The organism is Arsenicibacter rosenii, assembly GCF_001870735.1.
In the GTDB taxonomy this organism is placed as follows: domain Bacteria; phylum Bacteroidota; class Bacteroidia; order Cytophagales; family Spirosomataceae; genus Arsenicibacter; species Arsenicibacter rosenii.
Genome location: NZ_MORL01000003.1, coordinates 152,835 through 166,784, shown reverse-complemented (window position 1 = coordinate 166,784; position 13,950 = coordinate 152,835). Strand labels below are relative to the sequence as shown.

At 53.3% G+C, this 13,950-nt stretch carries 8 protein-coding genes; 4 read left to right on the top strand and 4 right to left on the bottom strand.

Features of this window, described 5'->3' with window-relative positions; translation table 11 throughout:
- The first annotated feature begins 176 nt into the window (after positions 1 to 176).
- Entirely contained in the window at positions 177 to 2,270 is a 2,094-nt protein-coding gene (locus BLX24_RS07380) for a TonB-dependent receptor (protein ID WP_071502475.1), read from the top strand.
- A gap of 146 nt (positions 2,271 to 2,416) precedes the next feature.
- Positions 2,417 to 5,143 carry a sialate O-acetylesterase gene (locus BLX24_RS07375; protein WP_071502474.1) on the top strand — a complete coding sequence of 909 codons (2,727 nt, stop codon included), beginning with the start codon at positions 2,417 to 2,419 and terminating at the stop codon, positions 5,141 to 5,143.
- A 59-nt stretch (positions 5,144 to 5,202) separates the two neighbouring features.
- Here the strand turns inward: BLX24_RS07375 and BLX24_RS07370 are convergent, their stop codons facing one another.
- Both BLX24_RS07370 and BLX24_RS07365 read right to left on the bottom strand, forming a co-directional pair.
- Positions 5,203 to 7,263, bottom strand: coding sequence for a ComEA family DNA-binding protein (locus BLX24_RS07370; protein ID WP_083421875.1), 2,061 nt, complete (start codon positions 7,261 to 7,263; stop codon positions 5,203 to 5,205).
- Between the two features lie 196 nt (positions 7,264 to 7,459).
- The gene (locus BLX24_RS07365) at positions 7,460 to 8,674 is read right to left on the bottom strand and encodes a DUF8457 domain-containing protein (protein WP_071502784.1); all 1,215 of its coding nucleotides are present in this window, start codon (positions 8,672 to 8,674) and stop codon (positions 7,460 to 7,462) included.
- 346 nt (positions 8,675 to 9,020) lie between these two features.
- Between BLX24_RS07365 and BLX24_RS07360 the strand changes: the two genes are divergently transcribed.
- Entirely contained in the window at positions 9,021 to 9,641 is a 621-nt protein-coding gene (locus tag BLX24_RS07360) for a thymidine kinase (protein ID WP_071502472.1), read from the top strand.
- Complete coding sequence (porZ, locus tag BLX24_RS07355) at positions 9,625 to 11,862, top strand: type IX secretion system anionic LPS delivery protein PorZ (protein WP_071502471.1); 2,238 nt, start codon at positions 9,625 to 9,627, stop codon at positions 11,860 to 11,862. The genes BLX24_RS07360 and porZ overlap by 17 nt, the downstream gene beginning before the upstream one ends.
- 125 nt (positions 11,863 to 11,987) lie before the next feature.
- Here porZ and BLX24_RS07350 read toward each other — a convergent pair whose 3' ends face one another.
- On the bottom strand, positions 11,988 to 12,959 hold the full coding sequence (locus BLX24_RS07350) for a glycosyltransferase family 2 protein (protein WP_071502470.1): 972 nt from the start codon (positions 12,957 to 12,959) through the stop codon (positions 11,988 to 11,990).
- A 123-nt stretch (positions 12,960 to 13,082) separates the two neighbouring features.
- Positions 13,083 to 13,793: a tRNA1(Val) (adenine(37)-N6)-methyltransferase gene (locus BLX24_RS07345; RefSeq protein WP_262482979.1), complete on the bottom strand. Its 711-nt coding sequence runs from the start codon at positions 13,791 to 13,793 to the stop codon at positions 13,083 to 13,085.
- Positions 13,794 to 13,950: the final 157 nt, after the last annotated feature.

Here is a 13,950-nt window from a genome sequence, read left to right as displayed (position 1 = left end):
ATGTAATAAAGTTAAACGGTAGTTGATGGTACCTGCATGGTGTAAAGGGTAGTTCTGGTACATAGTTTACAGGGGGCAATTTCTGAAAAGTAGCGGAATAAATCAACCGGAGGGTAATCCCGATCACAATTTCAGGAGTTATACATAAACTAATCGTTTGCGTCTATTTTTGTCTCATGATCCTAGTCCGTTTTACCTGCTTCCGGAGCTTGCTGTTACCGGCTACCTGCCTGCTGGCGTCATCACTCGCTGCCCAGACCTCTCTTGATTCGACCCGTCAGCTGAATGAGGTGACGGTACGGGGCTACGAATCAAACCGGTCGGTTATGGAAACGGCCGCGTCGGTTGGCCTCCTGACCAGCCGCGAGCTGAATCAACGATTTAACCTGCCGACACTCGTCCCGGCCATGAATACCCTGCCCGGCGTGCGGATGGATGAGCGGTCGCCGGGCAGTTACCGGCTGTCGATCCGGGGGAGTCTGATCCGGTCGCCGTTCGGGGTCCGCAACGTAAAAACCTACTGGAATGAAATCCCGCTGACCGATGCCGGAGGGAATACGCCGCTGAATGCGCTGGATGTCCGCTCGCTGGGGCGTGTCGAAGTCCTGAAAGGTCCGTCGGGTAGCCTGTACGGGGCCAATACCGGCGGAACCGTCCTGTTCAGCGGTCTGTCGGTACCCGCCGGTAAAAATGCGGTGGAGGCTTCCGCGTTCGCAGGGAGTTACGGGGCGCTCGGATATGCCCTGACGGCGCAGACAGGAAAAAATAATGCGGCTATGTCGGTTAGTTATAACCACCAGCAAAGCAACGGTTACCGCGTAAACAGCGGAATGGGCCGGGATAACCTGAGCCTGGTCAGCACGTTTCAGGTGAGTCCGAAACGATCGGTATCGGTGCTGGGGTTTTATTCCGACCTGCATTACCAGACGCCTGGTGGCTTGAACGCGACGCAGTTTAAAGCCGACCCGCGTCAGGCACGTCCTGCTACCCCCACGCTGCCGGGCAGTGTTGAGCAAAAGGCCGCTATCTACCAGAAAACCGGTTTTCTGGGTATTTCACAGCAGTATCGCTTCAATGAAAACTGGCAGAATACAACGGTCCTGTACGGATCACTGACTGACTTTGCCAACCCGTTTATCTCAAACTACGAAAAACGCGCCGATCAGGGAATCGGTGGCCGGACGATAACCCGCTGGCGGCATGGCTCCGATCGGGTCGCTATGAACCTGACCTTTGGCGGCGAATACCAGCAGAACTTTACCGTCGACCGGAACTGGGGCAATAAACGCGGCGTGCCCGATACCTTGCAGACCGATGACGAGCTGCGTGCCCGGCAGTCGGTCCTGTTTGTGCAGGAAGAGATTGCGCTGCCTTCCGGACTGATTATTACCCTGGGCATCAGCCGCAACGATATGCGCTACGGTTTTACCCGCTTTTCGAGCCGCCCGGTTGTGAACCAGAAACGGAACTTTACACCGGTCTGGCTTCCCCGCGTTGCCATCCTGCAAAAGCTGAGCGATCAGTTTTCGGCATTCGGCAGCATCAGCACCGGCTATTCGGCTCCGACCACGCAGGAAGTACGGCCTTCGGAGGCCACGTTTAATACAACGCTCAATCCGGAAAGGGGCATCAGTTACGAAATCGGGCTGAAAGGACGGTTCCTGCAAAACCGCCTTCAGGCGGATGTATCGGCCTATCAGTTCAACCTGCGGGAGACTATAGTCCGGCGCTCGGCAGCCAGCGGGGCAGAGTACTTTGTGAATGCCGGCCGGACAAATCAGCGGGGTATCGAAACGTATCTGGCCTATGACCTGCCGCTTAAGATAGCCGATGTCAGGCTTTATAACAGCCTGACGATGACGAAGTACCGTTACCTTGATTACAAGCAGGGGACCGTTGATGTATCCGGAAAGAAAGTGCCCGGCGTAGCGCCGGTGACTAATGTCAGCGGTGTTGACTTTCAGACGCGGTTCGGGCTGTACCTGAACGCTAATTTCCAGTTTCTGACCCCGTTTGCGCTGGACGATGCCAATGCCGTAAAATCAATGCCTACCCGCATCCTGGCCGGAACGCTGGGGTACCGCAAAACGCTTGGCAAGGAAATTGCGAAGACCAGGCTACTGCTGGATGCTTACCTGAGCGGCGATAATCTACTCAACCAGGCATATAGTCTTGGTTATGATCTGAATGCATTTGGCGGACGGTATTATAATGTTGCGCCGGGCAGGTCAATATTATTTGGTATTAAACTACAAGTGGTAATAAATTAGGCATACTTTTTGATCGTGTTTACCCAATAAAACCGGATAATCCAAACCGGTATACACAATACCTTTTTTAATCGGGACATAGGTAAACAAAGTGGCGAGTGACGTGAGAGGAGAACCTACCTATTCCTACCCATAACGGATGTTATATGAATAGGTTTTTACTCGTCATTGGTTTATTATTTGGTGCGGTATCGTCGTTGTGGGCACAGGTAAGTATTATGTCACCTCAGGCGCGCATGGTGTTTCAGCGCAATCTGCAGAATGAAGCCAGTGTCCCGATTTCGGGCCTTTGCCCCGCTAACGCTACACGGGTAGAGGCCCGTTTTGAGATTATTCCGGGTGGTGGCGGAACGTCAACAAACTGGATTCAGATTGACGGGAACCCGCAAAATGGTACATTCCAGGGAAATCTGACTGCTCGTGGTGGTTGGTACCGGCTGTTTGTCCGGGTGTTGGCCGGGAATGCCAATATCGGGGAAGCCGTGCTGGACCGCGTCGGGGTTGGCGAAGTATTTATCATAGCCGGCCAGTCCAATGCTTCCGGTGGTTTGCAACCTACTCCCGGAGCCTCCGATGACCGCGTGTCTGTTGTTGACTATGCGGATGGTGATCTGACCGAATCAAGATTTCCCCTGGTCTTCAGTAAAGCCGATGCCGGGCGCTCTGTCGGGCCGTTTAATCCGTTGTATATCTGGGGTATGCTGGGCGACCGGCTGGTAAAACGCCTGAATGTTCCGGTGCTTTTTTACGGAGCTGCCTACGGCGGCACCAATAGCGAAGTATGGAAAATCTCGGCAAACGGTCAGAATCCCGGCGGTCAGCCCGGAGAACTCCTGATGCCCTACCGGTGTATCGGGGCGGTGCTGGAGCATTACACCCGCCGGACCGGCGTTCGTGCTGTACTGTGGCATCAGGGCGAATCAGACAACGGCTACCGTGGCGAACAGGCATACTTCGATAATGTAAAAACGGTTATTGATAAAAGCCGTCAGGAAAGTGGCTTCAGCCGGTTGCCGTGGGTGGTCTCCCGCGTGTCGTACATCGGCGGAACAACCGATCAGAATATCATCAACGGCCAGAACAAGCTGATCCGCGAAGTAGATCAGGTCTGGCCAGGACCGGAAACCGATCCGCTGATTGGTCCGGATAACCGCTTCGATGGCCTGCACTTCGGCGGGCAGGGCCTGATCCGGCTGACTGACTTATGGGAAAAATGCCTGACCGAAAACTTCTTTGCTCAGTCGGCACCGGGTACCGTAAGCGGTGCCCCTGCTGTCATTACCACCGGTTATGTTCTGCCCCTGAATCAGCAGCAGGCAGGGCAGGCTATCTCAGTGCCCTATCTGCGGAGCAACATCGGTTTCCGCGATGGTAACCAGTTTAGCGTGCAGTTACTGAAAGACGGTGGTCTGGTGCAGGAACTTGGTACCGGCACCGGCAACCCGCTTAGAGTAAACTTACCCGGCAATATCCAGACAGGTCAGTATCAGGTACGGGTACTGTCTACCAATCCGGCTTACACCGGTTCGGTCAGCCCGCTTTTTTCTGCCAATGGCGTTGCTCCCAATACGGGTGGAGGCGGAAGCACCACTACGGGTCAGATTCAGCAGATAAGCTATAAGTACGACGCGCCAACCCATGGGTTTGACGTATTTGTGCAGGCCGATGGCTCAACTGAAGTTAAACTCGAACGGCTCGACGGAGCCTTCAGCGCTTCGGGCTGGTTCCCGATGGTAAGCGGCAGTTATAGCGGCGGTTTCAACTACACCCGTTTTTATGCACCTGCTGCTGTGGGTGTCGGTGGGGTAGAGTCGGGGCAGTACCGGCTGACGGTACAGCGCACCGGCCAAAGCTCAACGGCGCAGTCCTTTGTGTTTTCACCGGCTAATGGCACCTGGAAACTATACCCGACCACAGATACCGGTACCGGATCAACCGGTGGGTCAACCACGACACCGCCTTCGTCGACTACGACCACGGTACCCAATAATGTAGAGACTGTAGCTATCCGTAAAATCGGCTATAAATACGATGTGCCGACACACGGTTTTCAGTTGCTGGTCGATGCCTCGACGGCCGTTGAAGTCCGTTTAGAGCGCCTCGACGGGACGTTTTCGCCCTCCGATTGGGGAACGGCGCAGAGCTACACGAATGAATCAGGTTATGGATACCAGCGGTTTTATGCGCCGGTAGCACCGGGTGTAGGCGGGGTCGAAGCCGGTCGTTACCGGCTGAGTGCGCGGATTGCCGGTCAGCCATCGACGGCCGTTGGCGTAGAAGTGGTGCTGCAATACGGCATTTTTCCGGTTTATACGTCAGCGGGTTCTTCAGGAACAACCTCGTCTGGCGGGGGCTCAACGACAACACCACCCACGACAACACCACCCACGACAACCACTACCACCCCGCCTACTACCGTAGCCGGTATCCGGAAACTGGGGTATAAATACGATGCACCGACTAACGGTTTGCAGGTATTGGTTGATGCAGATGGAAACGTGCAGATTAAAATTGAGCGCCTCGACGGGACGTTTTCGCCCTCCGATTGGGGAACGGCGCAGAGCTACACCAATGAATCAGGTTATAACCTGCAGCGGTTCTACCCGCCGGTTTCACCGGGTGTAGGGGGAGCTGTGTCGGGGCGTTATCGGTTAAGTGCCCGGTTGGCCGACAATCCATCAACTGAAGTGTCGGTAGAGGTTGCATTGCAGTGGGGCGTCTTCGGGATTTATCCGGTACCGACCGTTGCCAAATCGAACACAATAGACAGTGAAACCATTCAGCGACAGTTTTATATTCCGACTTTTGTGATCCCGGGTAATCAGTTGGGGTGCAGCGGATGTATTCCGCTGGATGTGCAGCGAATCAGATAGGCTAACAAACGTGGGGAGCGGGGTGGTATCTGTGTATATAGATACCACCCTTTTTTTGTTCAGAACCGCCAGCGCATCTGGACTTTAATTTCCGTTTTGTGCGGATGAGGAATCTGGTCGAGGTCTGAGCCAACCGTTGGCTGATTGGTCAGGCCGGTCCGGGCCCACCGGAACCAGACATCCATGTGCCGGTTAACGGTGTATTGTGCCAGCAGATAGTGCCGGATGCCGTTGTAGAAATAAGCCGGAAAGGAAAAGGCTGTCAGCACATCCTGTTCATAGGTGTATAACCGGCTGTCGTAGTCGTCGGTATTAAACAGCGCGAGCCGCCCGCTGAGCTGCCACCGTTTGTGTTGCCAGGATGCATCCTGAGCAAACGATATGCCTTGCGACGGCGGCAAACCAACATACCGGAACCGGCTGCCCTGCACCCTTGACCGGAATGAAAACCGGTTCCGGGTATACTCGGCCTGGACAACCAGCTGATTTGTCCGGGTCCCGACAAGTTCCCTGGGTGTTGTTTTACTGCCTGGCAGATTCTTCTGTTTATGCTCGCGATGGACAATTACGGAGAACGTGGTCTTACGGTTAGGCGTGTAGGTTGCCTGTGTCAGATAATCGACCCCCCCGGATGTTCCGTCGACCAGATAGCGCCACCACGGGAAGCGGAAAAAATCCAGATAGCCGCCTATTTTAAGCCGCCGGTAGAGGCTGTACTTAGCCCCCAGATAAACGCCTGTCTCATTGATAGTCCGTGAATTTTCACTGAATCCGTTGGCATAAAAGCTATGAAAATTACGGTCATAGTGCCGGAAGACGATCCCAACGTCTGTTTTCCGGCTCAGACTGGCCATAACGCCGCCGATCAGGCCGATGCCGCCGCTATAGGTAGCCGAACCACTGCTGCGGGCAAATTCCCCGAAAGCATTCCAGTTCTGCCGGCTATAAGTCCCGTGGCAGCCCAGCACGAGGTTTTGCGTACCGCTAAACTCAAACTGGTTATAGGTGAGTGCCCGTTTTTGTACCGGATGATCAAATATGGTTTTCAATCCTGTTGCACCCAGCTGAAAGTGCTTGCTGAGCTGAAAAAGAATGTGTGCGCCCAGATTGATTTCCGTTACGCTGTAGCGGTCGGCTAATTCGGATTCTGTGCGGTTAAGCCCGGAGGTAATAAAGGATGTAATCACAGATTCACCCGCGGGGGATGCCGCCAGATTGGCCGACCGGCGGTTTCGTGCGCCGAATACCGTCAGATCAATAACAGGTGTCAGGGCATAGGTGGTGGCCAGGCCCCGGAAAAAGCCGGATTCGGTCAGGGAGGTGTAGGCCCGGGCTCCCAGCGTCGGGCGGCGAATGGTTAAGATGGTTTCCGAATTTTTGCCCATCACAAATCCGGCTGAGCAGATAAGGCTTTGCCCGAGCTGGAGCTGATAATCACCGGCAATCAGGTTTTTTAGTTTGCCCTGATTCCGGATCTGAACGTGGAAGGAGACATAATCAGGCCCGTATTGCCGTCTGGCAGGTATCCAGCTGATGCGTTCACCCGGGTCTTTTTCTGCCGTAAAGCCAAAACTGAATGCATTCGGGCGGGAATAGCGGTACCTGATAAACCATTGCTGTGCATTGCCGGTATATCGGTTCGGGAGGTTGCCGTTTTTGTCAGGAACGGCTTCTGAAAAACCTTTCTGTTGTTCCAGCACCTGTTCAAAACGGAGCAGGAAATAATGATCGGTGGGCGTTGGCAATTTGTTTAACGGATCGGCCACCAGCACAAAAGGCAACAACCGCCGGATAGTGGGGGGATCAAACTCCGGTATGGCTTGTAACTCGTAGAGCGACAGCAGCGAACCATACGTCTCCCGGTAACGTAACAGGCTTTCCCGTTGTCGTTCGGAGAGGAGAAACAAGCTGACCAGCTCATCGCGGGAGGCGGTATTGAGATTTAACGGATTTTGCTGAAGCTGCGCCAGATTATCGGCTACCTGCTGCAAATCGACCCCATCCGGCTGGATCGGGAAGATGTCTTTCAGGGCTTCATTCAGGTTGATGGCCGGTCGTTGAGGATGTAGTGCTGTCGTTTGTGCCCGACTCTTGGGTACGGCCAGACAGAGCCAAAGCATCAGTATGTATATCAACCGGCATTTCATAGCCGGTATATGACGGTAAATGAATGGGTGGTGTCACCTGCCGGAAGGTATAAAAAGTAGAGACGCAATATCTTGCGTCTCAGACTGACGTATGATGTCAGCTACCGGCAGACAATAAAAAAGGCAGCACACCCGGTGTGCTGCCTGTGAAGACTATAAGGGATAGTGTTTACGCAAACCGGCGCTTTAAGATTTCAACGAGTTCACCGACTTCATCACTGCTCATGTCCCACATAAACTGGGACGCATAGCGGTACGAAATCAGGTCGAGGGCCTGGCCGTAATTACCTACTTTATCCAGCTCATTAATGGCTTGTTCGTAAGCGCTTGTCTGACCATTAAACAGTTGGTTGATAAACCGGAACTTCTGGTTGAGGGAAATACTTTTGGCAATGCTTTCGATAGGGGACCGGTGAAACGCTTCGGCAACCGACGTTGGCTCTGCCGACTCATTCTTCACGATAGCCGGAACATCGGAAGGATAGCCTGACTCTGACAACGGCGAAGGCTGCATAACCGGCGAGGACGGTTCGACCGGCCGGAACGACAGATCATTATCGCCGTTTAAGAGTGGTTCACTGTCATACGATGGCTGGAAAAGCGACGTCCCCAATGGAATACCGTTATTATATGGCAGCGGAGAAACCGACTCCTTTTCCACCGGCTCATAACTCGATGAAGGCGGAATGTGCGTTTCTTCGGCGGCCTCGAAAAATGACCGCGATGGCTGGCCCAGCAACGGGCTGTCCGGATCGTAGCTCCGGATGAGCGTAGCAAGGTCAACCGGCACTTTTTCGGAGAGCGCGGCAATGTATTTTTCGGGCTTTTCGAGTTCATGACCACGCTGCGCCAGCACCTCATCCAGGTGCATCAGGGCCTGATTGACATAGACAAAGTCTTTGCCGTTCATGCGTTGCTCAAGTGTAGCGGGCACAAACTTATTGATCTGGGTATAGCGTGTCAACTGACGGGCCGCGTCAATGGTAAGCCGGAAATCAGGCTGGCTGCGAAGCAGATCGTCAAAATAGTTACGCGGATCAAAGATCAGTACCAGCGTTTTTTTGACCGCATCGGCCAGCATCGGTTCCAGGTGTTCCCGACGGACCGCAATGTGCTGCGAAACAACATTCATGAAGAGCCGCAGCGCTTCTTCAACTTCAGGATGGCTGAAATCGAAATAAGGACTACGGAATTTTTCGGCATCTGCTTTCCATTTATCGAACAAACTACTTACAACCAATAAGTTTATTTGACTAATTGGGGTCAGATTAAGAATCTGCTTTCCATTAATAACGTTGTGCGCACTATAAAAATCAGCCGAAACACGGCGCGCGTAGGAGCGGCTGTACTCGGTCAGGGCATTTTGGTGGAACTTGTTCGACATTAGTAAAAGTCTTTGCTTGGTAAATATATTGCTTTCAAAATAAAGCTGTTTTTTCCCGCGAAAAAAAAGCGATAAAATTGATGCAATGCGAACGGACTCGGCCGTTTCGCCATGTTCTGTTACTTTAAAATGCTTAGTCGATAAGCCATCCTGGAAGTACATGTTCGGCATATCAGCTACCTTTGTTAGGTGGATACCCAATTGGTTTCAAAAAAATAAGAAAAATCAAGGACCCTTTCAAGGTGTATGATTACTTATTTTTGCCAATTAGCCACATTTTGTTGACATCAATTTTAATCAGGCAGCGTTTTTGTATCGACAACTGCCCAAACAACGTTACAAACCAATGTTTATTGAGCCAACACAAAGGCGTGAATCTCCTCATTTACGAACGGGCTGGATTGAAGTGATCAGTGGGTCTATGTTTTCCGGAAAAACCGAAGAATTAATCCGTCGGCTAAACCGGGCCCGTATTGCCCGTTTAAAAGTCGCTATCTTCAAGCCAGCCATTGATACGCGGTATCACGACCAAAATATTGTCTCTCATAATTCGTTGGCAATTCACTCAACCCCAGTGCAAAAAGCCGGCCAAATTCCGGCACTGGCCGAGGGATTTGATGTGGTAGGGATCGACGAAGCCCAGTTTTTTGATGCTGAAATAGCCGATGTATGCACAAAACTGGCTAATCAGGGGCAACGCGTTATTGTGGCAGGGCTGGATATGGATTTTGCCGGTAAGCCGTTTGGCTGTATGCCGCAACTCATGGCTATTGCTGAATATGTCACCAAAGTTCATGCCATTTGTGTTGTATGCGGCGATATGGCGCATCATTCTTTTCGCCTGCTTCCTTCGCAGGAACGGGTTTTATTAGGCGAAACCGACAACTATGAAGCCCGCTGTCGCCGCTGCTTTGTCTTAGGTAACGATGCCGGCTCAAAAGAATGGGTCTATGTGGACGATAAATAGGAAAATACTCCTCTTTGCCCTTTGCCCGCTGCTCTCTGCCCATAGTCAGCCGGTCGGGACGTGGCAGGCCTATGCCAGTTACCGGTCGGCAGGGGCCGTTGACGTCGTTGGCGGGCAGGTCTATGCGGCAACACGCTATGGTCTCTTTTACTACAATAAAGCTACCGGCGAAACCGCACCGCTCTCGAAAGTTAATGGCCTGAGCGATGTAGGGGTAAGCCGGTTGTTCTACGATACTCCGTCAAAAAAGCTGCTGATTTATTACCGGAGCGGCATGATTGATTTGCTTTCGGTCAATGAACAGGGCGAACCAACGGGTGAAATTCAGCCGGTTGATGCGATCAGAAATGCAACGCAGCTACCGGCCGGCCGGCAGGCCAATCAGGCGTATATCCCGGGTGCCGGCCGGAATGTATACGTGAGTACCAATTTCGGAATTGTGGTTTTTGATCCGGCACAGGCAGGCATCCGGGATACGTACCGGAATATAGCTCCCGGCGGAGCCGACGTAGCGGTACAGGCAACGGCGCTGAGCCAGGATACGTTGTACGCGCTGACGAACCGCGGTCTGCTGGCGGCTCCGTTTTCAGATAAGGTCAATCTGGCCTATTTCGGAAACTGGCGCCCCCTTGCTACACCCGAAGGACAGGCGATAACGGCCCTGGGGAGCGTTGGTGGCCGGCTTCGGGCCGCAGTCGACGGTATCGGGGTGTATGAACGGCAGCAGGGCCGGTGGGTATCCATACTGGCAACGGCTACCACGCCGGTGCGTTTTTTTCCGACGCCGAGAGCGGCTGCTACACCGGCCGACATCAACCAGCTGGTCAGTATCGGTACGCGGCTGACCAATGCTGCCGGTGTGGTTTTTCAGGGTAATTTGCTGGCGAAACCGCAGGATGCCGTTGCCGATGGTGCAGGAGTCTGGGTGGCCGATGCACAAAACGGTCTGCTGCAAGGGCAGAATAGTACGTTTCAGGCCATTGTTCCCGAAGGCCCGCCCTCCGATCAGTTTCCGCGGTTATTTGCCTACAGCCAGCAATTGGTAGCCCTGGGGGGAGATAACCCGGATACGCCAGCAGGGCTGGATGCCGACCGGCAGTCGGGGAAACTGGCAGTAGCGGAGGGACGCTGGCAGGCGTATCCGGCTACCCGCTTTCCATTTAACGCGGCGGCCTATGTGGTAGCCGGTCAGCAACTGTTTCTGGGCAGCTATGGCGGCGGCCTCTGGTCCCAGACAGAAGGCGGCAATCCGGTTGCTATACCGTTGCCGTCAACGATCAGTCCGTATATCACAGCGCTCGCCACAGACTATGATGGCAACCTCTGGATCGCAACGGCCCCTACCGGCACCCAGCCAACGAGCTTACACGTGCGCCGGGCAAACGGGCAGTTTGAATCCTTCCGGACTGTGTCGCAGCAAAACATAGTGCAGATTGTCCCCGACGATAACGGCAATATATGGCTTCGGCTCAGTTACAGCAGCATTCTGGTCGTTAATCCGCAAACCTCCCAAACGCGGTATCTGTATGCGACGGCCAATGAGGGCGGACTGCCGGATAATGTCGTACGTACGCTGGTAAAGGATAAAAACGGCCTGATCTGGGCCGGTACGGATCTCGGTGTTGCTGTCTTCGATGATCCTTACACTGTTTTTACGGGCGCGGTCAATGCAAATATCCCTATTCTGAACCGGCGGCGGCTACTCGCTAATGAGTCGGTAACGGCTATGGCAGTAGATGGCAGTAACCGGAAATGGATTGCTACCAAAAGCGGGTTGTACCGCGTAGCCGCCGACGGTACCGAATTGTTTGAGACCTTTACTACCGCCAACAGCCCTCTGCCATCGGGCCAGATTCTGGATATGGCGGTTGAGCCGGTGAGTGGTAATGTCTTTGTGGCCACCGCAGCGGGTTTGGTATCGTATCGGGGCACGGCGACAGAACCGGCCGGTGCGCTGAGTAAGGTGACGGTCTTTCCCAATCCGGTGCGGCCGGACTTCAGCGGTGTAGTGGCGATAAACGGGCTTATCGATCAGGCGACGGTAAAAATTCTGGATGCGGCCGGTCAGCTGGTCTATGAGACAAAGGCACAGGGGGGCACCGCCACCTGGAACCTGCTTGATTATCGGGGTCGCTCTGCCCGGACAGGGATTTACCTGGTGGTGGTGATTTCGGCAAACGGCGGGGAAGGCGTGGCCGGTAAGCTGGCCGTTGTCCGGTAAAGGAAACACTACAGCAGGAGGTCTTTAAAAAAGACAAAGCGCGTTACGGGTAAAAAACAGGAAGGACCTGAGGGAGACTAACTACGTAGTGCTCCCTCAGGTCCTTTGCTTTTTAATGGGTTATATTAATCGCCGACCCGCTCAGCGATCTGGAAGTCAGTTGTTTTAGGGGCAAACTGCCGGATCAGCAATTCGCCGATAAAGCCGGCCAGAAAGAGCTGCACACCCAGTATAATGGCGACTAAGCCGAAGAAAAACATCGGGTTATCGGTCACATTCCGGTAGCGGACGCCCTGCGAAATCCGGTATAGTTTCTCGCCGATCAGGTAAAGGGCAATCAGGGTACCGACAAAAAAGGAAAGCGTCCCAAAGCCGCCGAAGAAGTGCATCGGCCGTTTGCCGAACTTCTGCATGAACGCAATAACCAGCAAATCGAGGAACCCGTTGATAAACCGGTCGAGGCCGAATTTGGTCGAGCCATATTTGCGGGGACGGTGTTGCACTACCTTTTCCCCGATTTTCGGAAACCCGTTCCATTTGGCCACAATCGGCAAATTCCGGTGCATCTCGCCGTAGAGGTTAAACGTTTTGACCACTTTCCCCCGGTAGGCTTTCAGCCCGCAGTTGAAATCGTGAAGCTTAACGCCGGACACCATCCGTGACACACCGTTAAACAGCTTGGTTGGCAGGGTTTTACTGATCGGGTCATACCGTTTCTTTTTCCAGCCCGATACCAGATCATAGCCGTCTTCAGTGATCATCCGGTAAAGTTCAGGAATCTCATCCGGGCTGTCCTGTAAATCAGCGTCCATCGTGATCACGACATTGCCCCGGCAGGCCTGAAAGCCAACCTGTAAGGCAGCGGTTTTGCCGTAGTTCCGGCCAAACCGGATACCCCGCACGTGCGGATTACGGGCCGACAAGGCCTCAACGACCTCCCAGGAATGATCGGAGCTGCCATCATCGACAAAAAGAATTTCGTAGGAAAACTGGTGCTCTGTCACTACCCGAACAATCCAGTCGTGGAGTTCGGCCAGTGATTCATCCTCGTTAAAAAGAGGAATCAGGACAGAAAGCTGTAATGGAATATGTGTCATTCAGTTGATAATCCGCTATTGCTACGTGGGTACCGATGCCTTACTGCTTAATCGTATCCCCCTGTTTGGGAAACAGTAGCCGCTCCCGAAAAAATTCCGGCTGAGACAAAGGTACGACCTTGGCTAAAATATCAGATAAAAGTCTTGCAATAAGCTGCGGAAGGTGGCTGTATAGGTCCGGCCATCGGTTTCGTAAATGGCCAGGGTGCTGTCTGTCCCTGGCTGACTGGTAAACGAAAATCCGGTGATGTGCCTGAAAAAGGGCTTATTAGCATGGTGCTGCACCTGAAGCCGTTGAAAAGGGGTAAGGCCGAAGCGAACGGCTTGCTGCGTCAGCTGATCCATCTCGTAGGGAGGAAGCAACACCCACCATTGCCCCTGACGGTGTAAAAGACGGTCAACGGCAGTCAGTAAATCGCCGAAAGGCAGGTCATCGGTATGCAGCGCACGGTTGACAGCGGCGTCCGGTGATCGCAGGTGATTGGTGTAAAACGGCGGATTAGTCAGGATACGGTCGTAGGAAGCAGGGGCAGTATTGAATTGCTGAACCGGTGTATGCCAGATCGTTATGCGGTCTGAAAACGGGCTGGCTTCTGCATTTTCCGTAGCCTGTCGGGCGGCATCGGTGTCAATTTCGACTGCGTCGATCCGGGCTGTCGGGTTACGTTGGGCAGCCATTAAAGCCAGAAGACCCGTGCCGGTGCCAATGTCAAGTAGGCGGGGGGCAGCTTGCTGGTTGGCTACGTCGGCGTATGCGCCTAACAGGCAGGCATCGGTACAGACCTTCATCGCGGCCCGTTCCTGCCGCACCGTAAATTGTTTAAAGCGAAACAAAATGAATGTATTATGGTAAAAACCACAGAGTGACACTGAGTTTAATCACACAGCGAATCACTGAGTAAAAAAGAAAACTCTGTGATTCGCTGTGCAAAACTTAGTGTTACTCTGTGGTTAAAAGAACGCTGACTGATATGCTAAAAGAGTCCGGACA